We start from the raw sequence: 18,147 nt of genomic DNA on the forward strand, positions 1-18,147 counted from the left end.
GCTAAAAATGCAGAGATACCCTTTTGATTAACTCTCACGTTCTGATCACCTTCCATTCTAAATTTTCAGATGCATATGTGTGCGTCCTAAGATATGTAAGCACTTACAAATCAATATACCAATAGTTAAAATATTTAGTAACGGATGAAAAGATAACATTTTGTATGCTTAAGCAAGCTTTATAGGCTTTAATCTTCATTTTCCATTATTCTGGAATAGATGATATTAAATAGATTTCAGATTTTTTTATCCAAATATAACTTTTTGTATGCCTTCTCCATCTAATCATACAGAGGGCCCTCAAGGAGGAACAATCATTTGCTGGAAAACGAACTGGATATCAAAAAAGCGCAGAAAGGCGACCACGAGGCGTTTACCCGTCTTTTTAGGCAACTGGAATCCCAGTTGTACAGATTAGCCAAAACCATTCTGCTAAAAGATGAAGATTGCGCGGATGCTCTTCAGGAGACGACACTGAAGGTGTATAAAGGGTTGGCCAACCTTAAGCAGCCTAAGTTTTTTAAAACCTGGGTTATACGCATCCTGATTAATGAATGCAATCAGTTACTTCGTATGCGAGAGCGAACTATAGCTGTGGCGGAAATTCCCGAAGAACCGGTCGATTCCTATGTGCATTTTGAAGATTCAGGCAACGTAGACCTGCAAAGCTTCATTAATCAGTTGGACGAATCCCTGCGGCTTGCTATCGTGCTTTTTTATTATGACGATTTATCCATTAAGCAGATTGCAGATGTGCTCGACATCTCCGAAGGAGCGGTCAGGGCACGACTTCATCGCGCACGGAGATTGTTGTCCAAACAGATACATCCTGTGCGGGAGGAGGGTCTTGCTAATGAATAATAACAATTTAGAAAAGCAGATCAGGGAGCTAGGAAAGGCTAATATACAGGAGCTTCCACCTTTACTGCGGTCGCGGCAGGATTCGATTTATGCATCACTCGCCACTATTGTTCAGGATCCTGTGGAAAAGGAAAAGAAAAAGAAAAAACGGATATATCCAAAAATCGCAGCTGCTGTATCTGCAGCGATAGTGCTAAGTGTTATGCTAACGGCCGTCTATCCGCCAACGTTGGCCAATGCGCTCAAGCAGCTTCCATGGATAGGCGGAATTTTTGAACGGGCAGATGATATAGGATTGCAAGCTGCTCAGCGTCTGGGTCTGATTACCCGACCGAATAGCAGTGATACGCATGATGGAATCACCTTGTCTGCCGAAGAGGCTGTATTTGATGGCAACCGATTGGCATTCTCAGTGAAGCGCGAGGGAGAAGGGCTGGACGGGAAGCTCACCGGCGTGACGATTGGAGCGGATGGTAAGCCTTTTCTAGGCAAAGGTTCAATAATGTCCGCAGAAGTTTTGATCGATGGGGTTTCAATGGAGGAATTCTCAGATGGTCATTGGGAAGCTGTTCCTTTTCTAACCTGGATGGAAGGCAAGGAGCAGAGTACAGCTATTTTTCAACTGGTGGATTCTTCGAATTTGGGGATCACCAAGCCTTTCCCTGATCAATTTGAACTGACTGTAACCCTTCTTTTAAACGGTATAGATACACCATACATTCTGGAGATTCCTGCACGTAAGGTTACAGAAAATAGTATTGTCGTACCTGATATGCGCGCACAAGCAGAGGGATGGAGTCTGACGCTGCAAAAGCTGGAATATAGCCCATTAACCACGCGCCTGTTACTCAACATTGAACAAGAGACTGACGGGGATTACGCAGATTTTAATACATTGGGCTTTGAAGTGACGGATGAACAGGGACTGGTATTGGAAAATATATCGCAAAAAGCACTCCTTTCATCCAATAGATCACAGGATCTGAATCTGCTTGTAGAGCCGTTCGAGAAACATCCCAATATGCTCACAATCCGTGGCTATCTTTATGAGTTCGAGGATCCAAAAAGTAAGAGTGGCGCATTCAAAACAGATAGTTCCGGAAATCCTGTGAAGCATTATATCGATGGCCTGGAAATAAACGTGCTAGTTAAATAAACACTAAGGAGAATGATATCATGAAGAAAATGACAACGAAATTGTCTGTAATTTTAAGTGCTGCTGTATGCCTTGGAGCGTTGGGAATGCCGGCTTTAACCCAAGCAGCCAGTGTTCAAACCGCCGCTGAAGCTTCCCTGAATACAACAAAAGCCGCCGATTCACACGATCAGCTTACTTTAAAGGGCAGTGCACAGTTTGACGGTAATTATATTAAGATCGATCTGAGCCGTGAGGGATCCCTGTTCTCAGGAATGCTCGCAGGGGTAACCTTGAACGATAAAGGTGAGCCTTACCTTGCAGAAGGAACCATTATGGCAGTAGACGCCAAGCTCACTAATTCAGGTGGAATTGATTTTAAATCACCACGCTGGATCAGTGATGGTGACGCCAACAAGGCGGTTGTTGTATTGCAGACCGGATGGCTAACTGAGCAGCAAAAGGCAAGCCTGGCTTCCTCTGAATTGAGCATCCATGTGAAGCTTAACGGAATCGAAGATCTGTATGTACTAAAGTTTTCTCTTAAGCAAGCAGGAGTAGCGCGTAACATTCAGCTACCAGCTTTAAAGAAAGACAACCAATTTGAAATCAAAACTAATCGTGTTGCTGTGGGAGAGACTTCTGTGCGCATTGCTTTAGCAGTTAAAGGGGTTGCTACCCAAGCACAGGCTTTAGGATATGATATTTATGATAATCTGGGAAACGAATTAGAATATATTGCACGGGAATCTGTTGCAACAACCCAGAATACTGTTTCTGAAGATTTATTGTTCGAGGCGCTTCGCCCGGCCGCAGAATATCTCATTATCAAACCTTATCAAGCCGTGTTTGAAAAAGGCACTGCCGGGGCTTATAAAGTAGATGCCAAAGGTAATGTAGCTAAAAATTACAACAAGCAACTAGAGATCAAAATTCCTCTGAAATAATAAACGCTGCAACAGATCCATATGTATGAGGAAAAGGGGATTACCTGTTGGCCGTGAGGCCTGAGGTAATCCCCTTTTTCATGGATGAAGCGTAATTGTATTACTAGTCATCCATAGACAAATCCAGTGTATTCCCTTTACTAATGAAGACCTTGTAATTAGCTATTTTGTCGTTCAGCATCTTCTCTGTCTCTGTTAAATGTCTGATTTGATCCTGAACTGAGCTTCTATGATCTTCCAGAAGATTCAAGCGGGCTTGGCTTGTATGTTCTCCTTCTAAATATAACTGGGCATATTGCCTGATTTGTGAAATGGGCATTTGGGTTTGTTTCAACCTCAGTACAAATCGCAGCCAAGCAAGATGAGTATCATCATATACCCTCTCTCCATTGGCACTGCGTATCGGAGCAACAATCCCTTCTTTTTCATAATATCTCAGTGTATATGTGGTTATCTCCAATAACTTGGATACCTCGCTAATCGTGTACATGCAAATCCTCTAATCTATTTTATTTTGAAAGTCACCCTGATTATAAAAAACATTTGCCTTAGAGTAAACTCTAACCTATATAATCAAATCGCTGTAAGATCGAATTACATTCTCGTAGAAGAAATAGGAGGAAATCACATGAAGTATACTGTAATTACCGGGGCTAGTTCAGGGATAGGTTATGAAGCTGCCCTAGCTTTTGCTTCTCGTGGAAAAAACTTAATCCTTGTGGCCCGCAGAAAGGAACAGCTAGAGGAATTACAGTCTAAAATCGCTCGTATTCATCCTAATGTAGAGGTTGTCATTCAAACGATTGACTTATCCGTTATCGAGAATGCTTATACATTGTATGAAAGCCTGCAAGGATATTCCATCGAAACCTGGATCAACAATGCCGGATTTGGGAACTTTGCTTCAGTGGCCGAGCAAGATTTAAATAAAATAACTACAATGCTACATCTGAACATAGAAGCGTTGACTATACTCTCCTCTTTATTCGTTCGAGACTACTCCACTATTGATGGCACGCAATTAATTAACGTTTCATCTGGTGGCGGTTATACGATTGTGGGCAATGCTATAACGTACTGTGCGACGAAGTTTTATGTAAGTGCATTTACTGAAGGACTATCTCATGAGTTGAAGAGTCAAGGTGCACCTATGCAGGCTAAAGTGTTGGCACCTGCCGCAACAGAAACAGAATTCGCGAAACGTGCTTTCGATGTCACGAATTTCGAATATCACGGCGCTGTGCGGAAATTCCATACCGCAAAGGAAATGGCTGGCTTCATGCTCGATCTGTATGACAGCAATCATGTGGTGGGACTTGTGAATGGTTTGACGTACGAGTTTGAGTTGAGAGATGCTATTTTTAATTATGTGGAGAGTACGCGATAGGCTTGTCTCGAAAGTTAAACAAATATGGCCATCCTTCAACGGATGGCCATGCACACTAACCAAGATATTGACACTTCCATTCGAAAATCTCATCAACAGCTTGATGAGGTCCACCGGATGTCCGAAAGGAATCTTTAGTCGTTGCAACAGCTTTTTGGAATGACGGAAGGGTGGGCACACGCTCTACAGCTTCACGCAGTTCAGTTGCAGTTAATCCTTGCATTTGTAATTTAATGCCCGCTCCAATATTGACCACTTGCTCCGCAATGATCGGCTGATCCGCACTTTGTGGGATTACAATTAGCGGAACCCCATAGTAGAGTCCTTCATGCGCACTATTCATTCCACCATGTGTAATGAATATTTTTGTGTACTGTAATATATCCGTCTGTGGAACATAGTTTTTAACTATGAAGTTGGGAGGATTTTCTCCTAAATCATAGATTTGCACTTTGTTCCCAATGGACATAACAATCGTATGCTCCGTATTCCCGAATGCCTCAAAACAAAGCTTATAGAAATCACTTGCTTGGTTGAAGACCGTACCCATTGAAATGTAAATTAGGTCCTTCCCCTTGATTGCAGAAAAATCAAAATGATCTGGCGTTAATCGTGAAGAGATGGAAGGACCAACGAATTTATACGATGGGTCGAAGGCTTCTCCATAAGGTTGAAACTCCCTTGTCGTATACACGATTGTAAGTGGTGCAGGATTACAGAACACTTCGTAAGGAGAGTGAATCTGCACACCATATTGTTCCTTTATTTTTATGGTCAGACTTTGAAATCTATCGTCTACAGCTTTTACTATTTCTGCAGGGGCTCCTGTGTAGAATCGTCCCATGACTTGATCAAATGATTCCTTTGTCTGTGCAAAAGAAGTACAAGAGTTGATTGCAGGAAGATTAAGAATTTGAGCCAGTAAACGTCCACAACCAAACATCGAATCATGGATGATGTAATCGAAATGCTCCCCCTTAATCTGTTCAAGAACGCTTGGTATAACGATATCCGCCGTAAGTAAAAGCCCATTGACTCTTTCAAGCAGATAATCTCTCCCACCTGAAATAAAGGCTTTTATAAATTGTTGAGCGTCCAATGTCCGTACTATAGCACCTGTCTCCTCCATACGCTCCCGAAAAGCTTCTATAGTGAAGTACACTACCTCTTCTCCACGAGAAATGAGCTCCTGTACAACGCCAATCGTTGGATTGATATGTCCCTCTGATCCAGCATTAATAAATAAGACACGTGCCATGCCTACCACTCCTCAGTTATGACCTAAGTTACGATGTATGTAGCTCCCTCTTTTGTCCTTTTCAATGTACCCATTATAAGTTTATCTAAGAAACTTCTACTTATCAAAATCCCCAGTCGATATTCCGATCCTAATTTTACCTAATTTTGCTATAATAATGAAATCATAGTTAACAAAAAATGGAGAGTGATGAAAACATGGACCGGATTCTGATCGTCGATGATGAACCCGACATTCGTGAGCTTATTCGCTTACATCTGGAACGCGCCGGATGGGACATCGCCGAAGCGGAGTCTGGGCGGCAGGCGATCTTACAGCTACAAGCGCAGCCTTTCTCACTGATCGTTCTGGACATCATGATGGACGACGGTAACGGTTTCGAAGTTCTACGCTACTTGCGGGAACATCGTCCGGAAACGCTGGTCATTGCGCTTAGTGCGAGAAGAGAAGTGGAAGACAGAATCGACGCACTTGGACTGGGAGCCGACGATTACATGACCAAGCCCTTCAGTCCAATGGAGCTGCTAGCACGGATACAGGCCCATTTCCGCAGGCGCCATCCTGAGACCTCCAACCGGCCCCATGTGATTCAATTGAATAAACTTATTCTGGATATCGACAATTATGTACTACATAATGATGGACAACAACATGGACTGACTCCGGTCGAATCCCATCTACTGCAAGTGTTCATGCTCAATCCTGATCGCGTACTAACAAAAGGAGAAATCTACAAACAAGTCTGGCAGCATGAAAACTATGACGCCAACAACCTCAGCGTCTTCATCAGCCGCATCCGAAAAATACTTGAAAGCGCACCCGGGTCCCAATCTAATCTTCATACCATTCGCGGCATCGGCTATCGCCTCTCGGGTGACGGACGATGAAGAGACGAACTAAGCTATGGCTGATGATGCTATCCAGTGCCGCAGGAAGCATCGTCTTGTTTATTACGATTACCCTAATGACCGGGAAGACTTGGACCCCGGGATATGATCTGAAGACGTTAAACGCCATCTCACAAGAAGCACTTACGACTATAGAACGGCAAGACGCCTACTCGGGACCAGAGGTTCAACCCATTCTGGAAGAAGTACTACGCCCGCATTCCAAGATCCGCCTAGAGTGGCTGGCTGAGGACGGTTCGACGCTGTATGATTCCGCCGGCGAGAATAATTCCTACGACTTCCGCAAATTAGCCGACCGTGTTGACCATATGCCAAATAATCTTTGGGGTGAAAATACTCCGATCACTCTTACTTATTCCGTTGCCCATGATTATCGATCCTATTACATGTTATTGAGTTTATCCAGCGAAGACATGACATCTGGACAAATATATTTTTTTCTCCGAACGTATAAGGCTTTACTAACATTTATTTTACCTCTGTTACTGGCGTTGTTGCTTCCCTATCTCCTTTCCTTATGGTTCTTCTCTTCCACCGATCGTCGCATTACAAAACTGAACAACGCGCTGAACCAAGTCGGAATCCGAAGCGATGTCATCGTGCTGGAAGATACGTCGAGGGACGAGATCGCTCAGCTGACCCAACACTACAATTCAATGGCAATGCGTATCCAGAGCCAGTCTGCCCAAATCGAACAGTTAGAACATCGGCGAAGACTGCTCTTATCGGACCTGTCCCACGATTTGCGAACGCCGTTAACTATGATTTTGGGTTATGCCGAGATGATCCGTACCGGTGCGTACAAGAATGAGAACGAGCTTCAGTCCGGGGCCAAAATCATCCTGCAGCACTCTCGCTACATGGATAAGCTGCTTGATCAGTTACTCGACATTACCCGTCAAGAAGAGCATCTACTTCGGCTTCAGCTCGCTCCACATAACCTGTCGGAATTAATGCGAAAGATTGCAGCCGAGTACCTCTTATTCCTGGACGATAAGAACATCGTGTTGGAGGCAGACATCCAAGATACGGATATCGAGGTTATGATCGACGCACCGCTGATCGAACGTGCTTTGCGCAACTTGCTGGACAATGCCGTTCGTTACGGTGAAGAAGGACACTATCTGGGAATTGGATTGACGGAGGAACAAGAGGAAGTGGTTCTCACGGTCAAAAACCGGGGTAAAGGGATCGCACGAGAGGATCGCGAGCGTATCTTCGAGCGTTTCTACCGCGCCGACGGTGGAAGAAAAGGCGAGGGACTTGGCATCGGGCTCTCGATCGTCAAGGAAATCGCGGAATTGCACCATGGCAACGTGCGTTTGCTGGACGAAGCTGTGACGGAAACCATTTTTCAGATTAGAATTCCTAAGAAGTCTCCTAGTGAACATGAAAATTAACGTCGATCAAAGCTACGTTTTTCTGCGTGCTTCTACGAATAAATAGAAGGAGGCGACGAGAGCGCCCAATGTTCCGCAAATCATATCCATCATCGTGTCGGTCAAACTACCATTTTGCGAATGAAGCTCAAAGAGATGATCCACCGTAAACTCATAAATCTCCCACATTCCAGCCATTGCAACAGCAAACAGGAACGCGAACCAAATGATGATGTTGGAAGGCAGACCGCCCAGCCCTTTACGCTTAGCCATCTTGATCAAGATGAATCGTCCTACGAACAATAAAATAATTCCAGACAGCAGATGTTCAATCTTATCTAAATAAGGGATGACACCATACAAATTGAATAAATTGGCGAGCATCATCGTGATTGTGATAAAGACCAGCACCGAAAACTGAAGTGCGGGAGGCAGTTCGCTGTTGGTCCTTGTGATTAAGCCCTTAAAGAGTAACAGGACTAGAATGATAAGGGCTGCTTGAAATGTTTTATCATCATTTCCATTCAGGCCAAAATAAACAATTGATACTCCGCAAATGAGGTGAAGAATCATTTCAAAAAAATAATTGAATCTATGGTTTCTAGAAGTCTCTTGCATAGCAGTTCCTTTCTGGCTAGACTCGTTTAATTAATTATCACCCGTTCAAAGTCACCCCATACGACAATCATATCATTAGTTACAAAAAGACTCCCGTGACTTTCCCTTAGTCGGGAATACACGGGAGCCTTGAGCGATCCAATCAGCCCTTACATCGCTTTTTCAGCCAAATCGTTGACTAAATTTCTCATCCACTTCCGGGAGTAAATCCGGGCGTAACCGAAGCCAAAACGGACAACCTCCTCAAGTGATATGACGAGATATACAAGGTAGACAGGCTGCTTCCAGACGTATGATAGCAATAGCCCGGAGGGGACACCTATCAGCCATGTCGCGGTCGATTCCATGCTGAACACGAACTTGCTGTCTCCCCCACTGTTTAGAATGCCGCCTGCTATAATCATATTGGAAACTTTGGCCCAAAGAAATCCAGCGAATACGATAACGATATATATGCTCATCTGTTTAGCATCCTCGGAGATATTGAATGCGGAGACATACAGCTTCGAGCCTGCCGCAATGATAACCCCGACAATTAGAGAGATGATAATGCCAAGACGAATGAACTTTTTCGCATGATCGAGTGCGATATCCGTTTCGTTCGCGCCCAAACGGTTGCCAACCAAAACCCCAGCTGCACTAGCCAGACCGGACAATAAGCCGATGCAAAGCCCTTGCAATGGGAAGGTAATGGTCATCGCCGTCATCTCCATCGTCCCCATGCGGCTATAGATGATCGCATATGCCGTTTCACCCAATACCCAGATCAATTCAGTCAGCAGCAGCGGATACGTCGTTCCAAAAAACTTGCGGATGAGCGGTCTGGGAATGATGAACAAGTTCTTTAACCCAACAGCGCCTGGTAAACGATATCGGTACACGGCACCAATGATCAACAAACATTCTATTACCCTGGAAATAAGGGTTGCAATAGCTGCGCCCTTCAGACCAAGCGCTGGAGCGCCGAAGTTCCCGTAAATAAGTACGTAATTCAGTATAATATTCAACACAACAGCAATTAAGCTTACATACATCGGCCATTTGGCATGGCCCGTACTACGCAAAATCGCGGAATACATCATCGTGAGCATGACAGGTACAAAGCCGATCGACATGATCTGCAGAAAAATATACCCATTATCTATTACATTCGCATCTGTCGTGAACATGCTCAGGAAAAGCGGCGAATCGATGAAGACAGCCGCAGAAAATAAGAACGAGAACGCGAAGCCGACGAGTAGTCCAAGGCCCAGCACCTGGGAGACGCTTTTGGAATCTTTGTTCCCCCAAAACTGGGCTGCATAAATAGACACACCCGTCGATAGACCAGCCAAGACAACCGCGATGATCCCATATATTTTGGTGGACATTCCCACCGAAGCAATCGCCACATCTCCAAGCTGCCCGACCATCAACTGATCCGTCAAATTGAGCAATGCCATCAGTAAGCTTTGAAGCGTAACAGGTACAGCGATTTTATACACACTTTTGTAGAAGTTCTCTTTCTCTGACATGGATCATTCACAACCCCCATTTTCTCGATTTTACCGCGTCCATAGCCATTCGCAGTCTATGACTTCGTGTGAGGTTATATCACTTTTTTGTAGCGCATGAGCGTATAATTATCTTTTGGCTGAATTTCTACAACCTTGAACTTTTTCGCAAAGCACAATTGCTGATACCCGTCTCCATCCACTAAAGTAATGTTCGTGGAACCACCTATGATGATCGGAAGCTGCATCAGAATAATTTCATCGACGATGTCCTGATCGAAGATATGCCAGTTCAAAAAGCCGCCGCCCTCGACCATCAAGCTGGTAATCCCGAAGTTGTCTTCCAACTGACGTTCAAGCTCCACGAAATCGACTTTATCCTCACCGCAGATGAGGCACTCCTTCCCTCTTTCCCGGATCTGCTTGATTTTATATTCATCCCGTCCTTTCTCGGTTGTGACAATAATCGTCCTCCCCTCATCCGAGAGCACATTGCTATTTAGCGGAATATCCAAGGTGGTCGTCGGAATGATCCGGATTGGATTTTTGTTCTCCTCATACCGATTAGTAAGAAAGGGATTGTCCGTCAGGATTGTATTTTTGCCGACCATAATGCCCTGCACATTCCCCCGGAATAGATGAATGAATTCCATATCCTCACTGGAAAACAAAGAAAAAAGCTCCTTACTCGAATTACCAGCTCCCATAGTGAGCTTACCGTCAATCGAAATTTGGCTGAATATCGTTGTTTTCATGTTTCTTCTCCCCGTCTCTTTTTAGCTTTTATATGCGCCCCAGAATGCTTGGATAGTCTGTTCTATTTTTTTTAATGATTGTTCAGGATTGCTTAAGGGCAGCTCGGTTAGACCCGCATTTAGCGCCTCCCATACATGAATCATGAAGGGGTACGTCGGCATCGGCCGTACGTGCTCCAACAGCGATATAATCATATGTTTGTTAGGCGTAACAGAGGCAGCTAGACGGTTCAGCACCTCTTCCTGAGCTGGAATCCGCTGCACACCCAGCGTCCACATGGTCTGGCATTCATCACTCAACATAAAATGCGTGAAAGACAAGATATCTTCCCGTTCCTCCGACGTTAACGAATGATTCGGGTAAATCAGGCCGATAGAAGAAGACATGGATAGCGATTGCTGGCCTTCTATGACCGGAAGCTGGCAGACCGCAAGCCTGTTGTTCATCTGCTTGTCCAGATGGTTATAAATCCACTCTCCACAAATAATGGCGCCAATCTTACCGTCAATAAACTGCTCTAGCAGTCCTGTGGAACCGTCGAGACTGACGAGCACGCCTTGATCCATCTTGTCATGGATGAACTCAAGTGATCGCTTCATTTCAGGGGTTACGATATTCGGCTTTCCATCCTGAACAGGCCAACCACCGAAAGCTGTAAGAAACGGAATAAACCAATAACCCTGCTGTAAATCTGCTCCAATCGGTATGATGCCTTGAGCGGACAACCTCTCTGCTGCCTCTTCGAACACTTCCCATGTCGTCGGCGCACTGGCGTAAATCTCCGGATTGTAATACACAACCAGATGATTGCCCCGTAATACCGGGATACCATACTGAACACCATCCAGTTGCATCGTTGAAAGTGCCCCTTCAGTGAGTGCATCATCGAATAGCCAGCCCGGTACTTCAGAGTAAAGGCCATTCTCAACGTAGGAGGACATATCCGCAGGAACCATCGCCAGATGCGGACCTTGATGGGTGTCCTTAATTTGGTTCAGGCGCGCAGTCAACTCCGTAATGTTCATCACTTGTGGCGTAATTTGTACGCCGAAGCGCTCTGTATACAGCTTGCAAATTCCCTCCAACACCTCAATCGAGGTATCTCCCGGACCGTCAAACTCATGCCATAACACAATTTCTTTGTTCTTCTTTTCCATCGCTGCCTCTCTCCCTTAACTAACTTGTCTATGATTGTTTACGAGCACTAAAGCCTGATTTGGTGCAAGCAGTAAGCTGTCTAACGTCTGACCTGCGATGCTGCCCGTTAAGGAACTATCCAGTGTCACGGTCATTGGGCACCGCCCAGGTACCGCAGCCTTCAAATCAACTTGGCAGGAAACATCAGCACTCAAGTTAAAGCAGCAGAGCAGCGTCTGTTCGCCATGCATATACCCGTACAGAACTGTACCTTCCGGGGATTGAGCCACGAAAAAGTTTTCTGGCTTCACTAGCTGGGGCCAATCTTTCTTAAATTCACTTAGCTCTGTCAGCAACGGCAGCATCGGTGCAGGATTTGTCCAATTAATTTGCATGACGTTAAAAAAAGCGCGGGAAATCTCCTCTCCGTTCGTGTTGTCGCCAAGACCACAGTTGAGTGGCTGCTCCTCATTCATTTCATAGCCAGTCGTCACGTATGGAATTGCATTCGGAAGAAATTGATTAAATACCGCAATCATCCGAGCCACCTCAACACCGCCACGGCTCGTGATTCGAGGCGTATCTGCTGTTTCTGCACAGGCGAACACATGAATGTTTAACTCAGGCAGCTCCTCTAAGAATGAAACGAGATTGTCCTTATTGATTTGCGTCATGACATTCCATCCGCTGCCAAGCATAATGTTGTAGCCGGTGCTCGCCGCCTTCTTGTGATTACGATTGAACAAATCTTCGCTGATCAAGATTGCATTCGGATTCAACTCTTTAATCGTGTCAAAAATACGAGTCAACAGCGGAATAGGAAGTACATGTCCGATATCGATGCGGAAGCCATCAATCCCATACTTTTCGAGATTAAACCGTACGGCCTCCTCCAGCACATCCCACAGCTCCAAATTCGGCTCCTCACCCGGGTAGTCATTGCATTTAATCGTATCAAAAAGAACATATGGTGCCTGATCCGAACTTATAAGATGTCTCACTTGCGGAGAAAAGTCCTTGTAGAGGCGCAAGAACGTAATGTCTGTCCAAATCGGCTGTACATCGTTAATCCAATCCGAATGCGCGGGAGCAGTCGTTATCCCCATCTCTTGCTCCACCAAAGTTAATAGCTCATTTCCAGTTTTAGCAGCCCTCTCTTTTAACTGCTGCCAAAGGATTGGATGAAGTTCATTGGGCGGCGGCGAGAACTTCCGCAGAAATGCTGCGGTTTCCTGGCTGTGGTAGACCGTCTCCAATTTGTCAGGCGTACACTCCTCAAAGAATCCAAGCTCAGGAATCGATGGCGGTGCAAAGCCTTCTAATTCCTGCATTTTGATCCAATACACCCATTCGGGATGTTCGGTAATGAACGCACTGTTTTTCGCCGTTACACGGGGAATGAAATCAACAACAGTCTTAATATCAAGCAAATGACAAGCTTCTACCAAAGCGCTGAGCTCATCGTGGATCGTAAACTCCTCCATACCATCCAGCAAGCTGTCGTGTAGGTTCTGATCCAAGTGGAATAACGATTGCACAGCGTAAGGTGACCCGATATCTCCTTTCAGATTCAACTTGCTGTACTGGTTCACTGGAAGCATATACAGAATATTGATGCCCATTTTTTTTAACAGCGGCAGAAGAATAAGGAATCTTAAAAAAGTGCCGGATTCAATTGTTCCATCATGGTTGTAATCCCAAGCCGTCGAATAACGAATTAATGAAGAATAGATCGCGCTGTCGTCTAAATTCGTGCGTTCCTTGAGCGAATATCTCCACGAAAGCTTGTCTACATACTTCAAATGCTCTGTCAAAAAATCATACGGATGTACACAAATTTCACCGTCTTTTTCGAAAAGAACACGCTCATATTTGCACTCATTCCACACAGTAGGAATCCAAATTGGCGCAACGTCTTTATCTTTGTGTGTAGACAAGTAATCCTGAACAAGTCTAAATTTGCTTTCTTTGCTCATTAACAGATCCACCTCTCATTGATTGCAGTTCTACGTTTAGGGAACAAAAACCGTCTTTACGGTGTCACTCCCAACCACCTTCAAAGAGTTCAATTCATAGCCGATCAACTCGTTTATTGCTGCCTCGTGCTGATTGAGCTTAACTTTTCTGGTCACCAATTTCTCCAGTTCAGGTGTCTCAGCGGCAAACCGCAAAGCTTCCTCGAACATGTAGCGGTATTCGCCTGCTGCGATAATTTTGATTGCATGCTGTACGAATCTGGTAGGGGAAAAGGTGTACCGATACTTCGCATTAATTCCAAAAGGAACAATGCGCCCTCCTCGCTCAATCCATTCCTCCGCAACTTCGAGCTGAGTGCCCACCGTATCGATAATCACATCAAACTTATGTCCCGCGCAGATTTCATCTACGGTAGCTTGATTTAATTGGGATGGTGTTAGAGCAAAATCCGAGATCTCTCTAGCAAATGCCAACCGATAGGGATTAATTTCCGTCGCTACCGTGAGCGCAGCTTTTGATTTACTCACCATTTGACTTAACAGCCCCATTGGACCCGATCCAAGAATGAGCACCTTATCGTCAGCCGTGACATTAGCTTCTTTGAAATTGTGCAGCACACAGGCAAGCGGCTCGATTAATACCCCCGTCTCCCAGCTCATATGATCAGGTAAAAGGTGTGCAAACGTTTGTACAGTTGAGAAAAAAAAAGTGAATGTCCCATTTCGATTCAAACCAGCAATAGGCATCCCATTTCCATCGGAACCTATACATAAGTGCGGCTGTTCTTTCAAGCAAAAATAACATTCATTGCAGCTTTGATTCGGATCGATAACTACTCGGTCCCCCACCTTAACACGGTCAACATTACTGCCAATTTCAATTACGGTCCCCACAGCCTCATGACCGCGAATGATTCCTGGAACTCCTTCCTCTTTACCGGTTATGACCGCTAGATCTGTTCCACAAATGCCTGTCATCTCAATCCGAATCTTAACTTCATCCGGGGTTACAATCTGTGGCTCTTCCCATTCGCAGAGCTCTAGCTTATCATTGGATGTCCACACCAGCGCTTCCATACGCATTCTTCCTTTCATTTTTCCTATTATCCATTTTCAACCAGAATATATCATACCCCCCATGTAAAAGTAAGGTGAATATTGTCGTAAAATGTTATTGTTTACATTTTTATAAAGCTTTCAGATAAATAAACGCTTTAAATAAAAAAAACACCTCCCCCGTAAATCAGGAAAGGTGTGCCTTTACTAGGCTTATTTTGCAGGCTCCTGTTTAAAAATGATTTTAAAAATAGGGTAGAATATCAAGAACGAAATTGTACTATTGATAATCATTGTAATAATATCCGCGGTTGTCTCCCCCATTGAACCCATTCCCCATGTGTTAATTAATAAGTTATAGATAGGAGCCTTGTAAAATCCTTGCGCCGCGGCAGCACCAACGGTTATAAGAATATACGCTAATACATACCAGAAAGCAGCCTTCCAAACGTTACTGTTTGATTTAAATGTAATGCTTCTCTGTGCGAAAAAGTTAATGATCTGTGCAATGCCGAGCGTGATTTGAACGGCAAGAAAATAGCCAAGTCCTCCTCCACCTCCTGATGTAAGCGAACCAGCCGCATAATCGAATATATAATAAGCACTTCCATCAAAGTTATGTCCCAACTGAAAAACTTGAAAGCTTGTAGATAGTAATGATGTCTGTGCAAATATGAGTTTAAATAAAGGCATTAGAACAAGTTGTAATACCGTCATTCCAGCACTCAGTATAAAAAATACTATGAATTGTGCAATATTCGGATGTTGTCCCTTGAATTTATTCCAAACACCCATCATTCCTGTGTTTTTCTCGAAATTCACTTCGCTCATACGCCTTCTATTTCTCCTTTGAAGCTTAGAAAAAGGAGATACCGTAGTATCCCCTTTCCTCGCTACTATTTTCCTATCGGTTTATCCATTTCAATACCTTCAAGATTTGCTTTCGACTAATTTTCCCGCCAGTAAAACGGTCAATTTGACGAAAAGGCATATTCAGAACAAAGTAGACATTATTCGCTAGCAGAGGTTTATTGACTGCTTCAAAAAACTTGTTAAAGAAAAGGACAATATGATAGATTGTTTTTCCAAGTGCGTTCTTATATTTAGCTTGAGCAATGGTGTCGTTTAACCCCAAGTCCTGCTTTGGATCCCAATAAGGAGAAGGAGGTTCATAACCCAAGAGCCCCTTATATTCCGCTGCCGTTACTTCATGAACATGTCCGCTAAAATAATGTGGGAATTGCTCCTTTGTATGTTCACAAGAAACGGAATCGCCCGTAAGCATAACATGTTCCTGCAAAAGAATAGACTGGATTGAACTTCCGATTTGAATGTCGTAAGCGCCAGGCTCGACCGCCCAATCGTGAATCGTCGGATTATAATACGAAAAATCACGTTCCTCCAGAATCATTGTGACACATTTGCTTTCACCCGGCTCTAAGCTCACCTTTTCAAAACCTTTTAATTCTCGTTTGGCTCTAAATATCGATGAATCTTGTTTCTGGATGTAGAGCTGCGCAACTTCTTCCCCTGCGACTGCCCCTGTATTGGTGATGGTAAATGAAACCTGATGCTGATCAACCGTTAAATCCGTATATGCAAAGGTTGTATAGGACAGCCCATAACCAAACGGAAATAACACAGGTTTATTCACGGTATCAAAATAACGGTAACCGATAAAAATGCCTTCGATATGCTCTGCGGTTGCCTCCTTACCTGGATAATAAGGAGCAGAAGAGACATCACTATACTTGATCGGGAATGTCTCGCTGAGCTTACCACTTGGGTTGTACTCTCCAAGTAAAACACTCTTTAACGCTTCAGCACTTCCTTGTCCAGATAAATAGGTATGAACGATAGCTTTGACATTCTTTATAAACGGCATTTCAATGGCACCACCGCCAGCGAGAATCACCACAATATTGGAATTGACTTCTGTTAATGAACGAAGCAGTTCGAGCTGGTTATCACGTAAGCTAAGGTTTACGCGGTCAACACCTTCGGCTTCGCTGCCTTCGTCCAGCCCCAAGAACAGCAAAATGGTATCTGCTTTCTGAGCTAACGTAACAGCTTCCTTTAGTAAACGGTCATTTTTTCCACCCATTCGCTTGAAGCCTTTCGCATATCCCACAATCGATAAGCCAGATTGACCCAGCACATCGCAGGCATTGGATAGCTTGGCAGGATTAATAAGCGAGCTTCCAGCACCCTGGTAGCGAGGATTACTGGCGAAATCACCAATAATCGCAACTTTATTGCCGTGTTTAAGCGGTAATATCTTATCGTCATTTTTCAATAACACAATCGAACGTTTGGCAGCTTCTATCGCTTTATTGTGGTGCTCCTCATAATCAATGCGCGGTGTGTCTTGATCATGCAGCTGGGTAGTAAAGACTAATCCGAGCAGACGATCGACAGCGTCATTCAGCACTTCTTCGTCTAGCTCATTGTTTTTAATGGCTTGCACGATTTCTTGATCCGTAATTCCATTGGTTGAAGGCATCTCCAATTGATTGCCTGCTTTCAATCCTGCAACACGGTCATTATTCCCGCCCCAATCCGTAACGACTACGCCATTAAAATCCCATTCACCGTACAGAATATCCTGTAACAAATCGTTATTTTCATTGGCGAACGTGCCGTTGACTTTGTTGTAAGAGGTCATGATGGTTTTCGGTTGACCCTTCTCAACTACACGTCTAAATCCTTCTAAATACAATTCTCTTAACGAGCGTTCATCCACGACTTCGTCAATCGTCATTCGCATATGTTCTTGGCTATTGACCGCAAAGTGTTTAGGACATGCAGAGATGCCGTTCACCTGAATGCCTTTGACCATCTCACTCGCTAATTCTCCCGTTAAATAAGGGTCCTCGGAAAAATACTCAAAATTTCGTCCGCATAACGGATTCCGCTTGATGTTCAATCCAGGACCAAGCAACACACTCACTTTTTCGCTAGCTGCTTCTTTTCCAATCGTTTGACCAACCTCATAGATCAATTGTCTGTCCCAGCTATTAGCCAAGGTTGCCGCCGTCGGAAAACAAGTGGCAGGCAGACTTTTATTTAAGCCTAAGTGGTCTGCCTTTCCGCCTTGCTTCCTCAAACCATGCGGTCCATCTGTCAGCATAATGCTGGGAATCTTCACTCGATCGATTGCTTTTGTATTCCAAAAGTTTGCGCCAGACATTAAAGATGCCTTTTCTTCTACGGTCATACTTTCGATTAACGCTCTA

The 18,147-nt window shown here is 44.3% G+C and carries 16 protein-coding genes; 6 read left to right on the plus strand and 10 right to left on the minus strand.

The features are described 5' to 3' along the window. The first annotated feature begins 318 nt into the window (after positions 1-318). The 3 genes from MKY19_RS29910 to MKY19_RS29920 are packed head-to-tail and all read left to right on the plus strand — an operon-like array spanning position 319 to position 2,943. Complete coding sequence (locus MKY19_RS29910) at positions 319-861, plus strand: sigma-70 family RNA polymerase sigma factor (protein WP_231573368.1); 543 nt, start codon at positions 319-321, stop codon at positions 859-861. Then, positions 854-2,017: a DUF4179 domain-containing protein gene (locus MKY19_RS29915; RefSeq protein WP_339799512.1), complete on the plus strand. Its 1,164-nt coding sequence runs from the start codon at positions 854-856 to the stop codon at positions 2,015-2,017. The genes MKY19_RS29910 and MKY19_RS29915 overlap by 8 nt, the downstream gene beginning before the upstream one ends. Before the next feature lie 20 nt (positions 2,018-2,037). After that, complete coding sequence (locus tag MKY19_RS29920; protein ID WP_339799514.1) at positions 2,038-2,943, plus strand: DUF5643 domain-containing protein; 906 nt, start codon at positions 2,038-2,040, stop codon at positions 2,941-2,943. A gap of 103 nt (positions 2,944-3,046) precedes the next feature. On the opposite strand, the gene MKY19_RS29925 is transcribed toward MKY19_RS29920, so the two are convergent. Beyond that, positions 3,047-3,433 carry a MerR family transcriptional regulator gene (locus tag MKY19_RS29925; RefSeq protein ID WP_339799516.1) on the minus strand — a complete coding sequence of 129 codons (387 nt, stop codon included), beginning with the start codon at positions 3,431-3,433 and terminating at the stop codon, positions 3,047-3,049. A gap of 138 nt (positions 3,434-3,571) precedes the next feature. Between MKY19_RS29925 and MKY19_RS29930 the strand changes: the two genes are divergently transcribed. Next, the gene (locus MKY19_RS29930; protein ID WP_339267972.1) at positions 3,572-4,330 is read left to right on the plus strand and encodes an SDR family NAD(P)-dependent oxidoreductase; all 759 of its coding nucleotides are present in this window, start codon (positions 3,572-3,574) and stop codon (positions 4,328-4,330) included. A gap of 55 nt (positions 4,331-4,385) precedes the next feature. On the opposite strand, the gene MKY19_RS29935 is transcribed toward MKY19_RS29930, so the two are convergent. Continuing rightward, a complete protein-coding gene (locus tag MKY19_RS29935) occupies positions 4,386-5,588 on the minus strand; it encodes a macrolide family glycosyltransferase (RefSeq protein ID WP_339799518.1) in 1,203 nt (400 codons plus the stop codon). 179 nt (positions 5,589-5,767) lie between these two features. On the opposite strand from MKY19_RS29935, the gene MKY19_RS29940 reads away from it, so the two are divergent. Together MKY19_RS29940 and MKY19_RS29945 are read left to right on the plus strand one after the other, a co-directional pair. After that, positions 5,768-6,475, plus strand: coding sequence for a response regulator transcription factor (locus tag MKY19_RS29940; RefSeq protein WP_339799520.1), 708 nt, complete (start codon positions 5,768-5,770; stop codon positions 6,473-6,475). Further along, positions 6,472-7,896 (plus strand): HAMP domain-containing sensor histidine kinase, encoded by a 1,425-nt coding sequence (locus tag MKY19_RS29945; protein ID WP_339799522.1) that lies wholly within the window; start codon positions 6,472-6,474, stop codon positions 7,894-7,896. The genes MKY19_RS29940 and MKY19_RS29945 overlap by 4 nt, the downstream gene beginning before the upstream one ends. Before the next feature lie 12 nt (positions 7,897-7,908). On the opposite strand, the gene MKY19_RS29950 is transcribed toward MKY19_RS29945, so the two are convergent. The 8 genes from MKY19_RS29950 to MKY19_RS29985 form a co-directional block, all read right to left on the minus strand. After that, positions 7,909-8,448, minus strand: a complete 540-nt coding sequence (locus tag MKY19_RS29950; protein WP_339799523.1) for a hypothetical protein — start codon at positions 8,446-8,448, stop codon at positions 7,909-7,911. 194 nt (positions 8,449-8,642) lie between these two features. Then, the gene (locus tag MKY19_RS29955; protein WP_339799525.1) at positions 8,643-10,007 is read right to left on the minus strand and encodes an MATE family efflux transporter; all 1,365 of its coding nucleotides are present in this window, start codon (positions 10,005-10,007) and stop codon (positions 8,643-8,645) included. A gap of 74 nt (positions 10,008-10,081) precedes the next feature. Then, complete coding sequence (locus MKY19_RS29960; RefSeq protein WP_339799527.1) at positions 10,082-10,741, minus strand: dihydrofolate reductase family protein; 660 nt, start codon at positions 10,739-10,741, stop codon at positions 10,082-10,084. 21 nt (positions 10,742-10,762) lie between these two features. Then, entirely contained in the window at positions 10,763-11,899 is a 1,137-nt protein-coding gene (locus MKY19_RS29965; protein WP_339799529.1) for an extracellular solute-binding protein, read from the minus strand. Between the two features lie 15 nt (positions 11,900-11,914). Then, positions 11,915-13,855, minus strand: a complete 1,941-nt coding sequence (locus MKY19_RS29970; RefSeq protein WP_339799531.1) for an alpha-amylase — start codon at positions 13,853-13,855, stop codon at positions 11,915-11,917. A gap of 36 nt (positions 13,856-13,891) precedes the next feature. Then, the gene (locus MKY19_RS29975) at positions 13,892-14,950 is read right to left on the minus strand and encodes an alcohol dehydrogenase catalytic domain-containing protein (RefSeq protein ID WP_339799533.1); all 1,059 of its coding nucleotides are present in this window, start codon (positions 14,948-14,950) and stop codon (positions 13,892-13,894) included. A gap of 174 nt (positions 14,951-15,124) precedes the next feature. Further along, complete coding sequence (locus MKY19_RS29980) at positions 15,125-15,742, minus strand: hypothetical protein (RefSeq protein WP_339267981.1); 618 nt, start codon at positions 15,740-15,742, stop codon at positions 15,125-15,127. 73 nt (positions 15,743-15,815) lie between these two features. Then, complete coding sequence (locus MKY19_RS29985) at positions 15,816-18,128, minus strand: glycoside hydrolase family 3 C-terminal domain-containing protein (protein ID WP_339799535.1); 2,313 nt, start codon at positions 18,126-18,128, stop codon at positions 15,816-15,818. Positions 18,129-18,147 lie beyond the last annotated feature (19 nt).

The organism is Paenibacillus sp. FSL R5-0744 (assembly GCF_037972555.1).
Taxonomy (GTDB): Bacteria; Bacillota; Bacilli; order Paenibacillales; family Paenibacillaceae; genus Paenibacillus_AQ.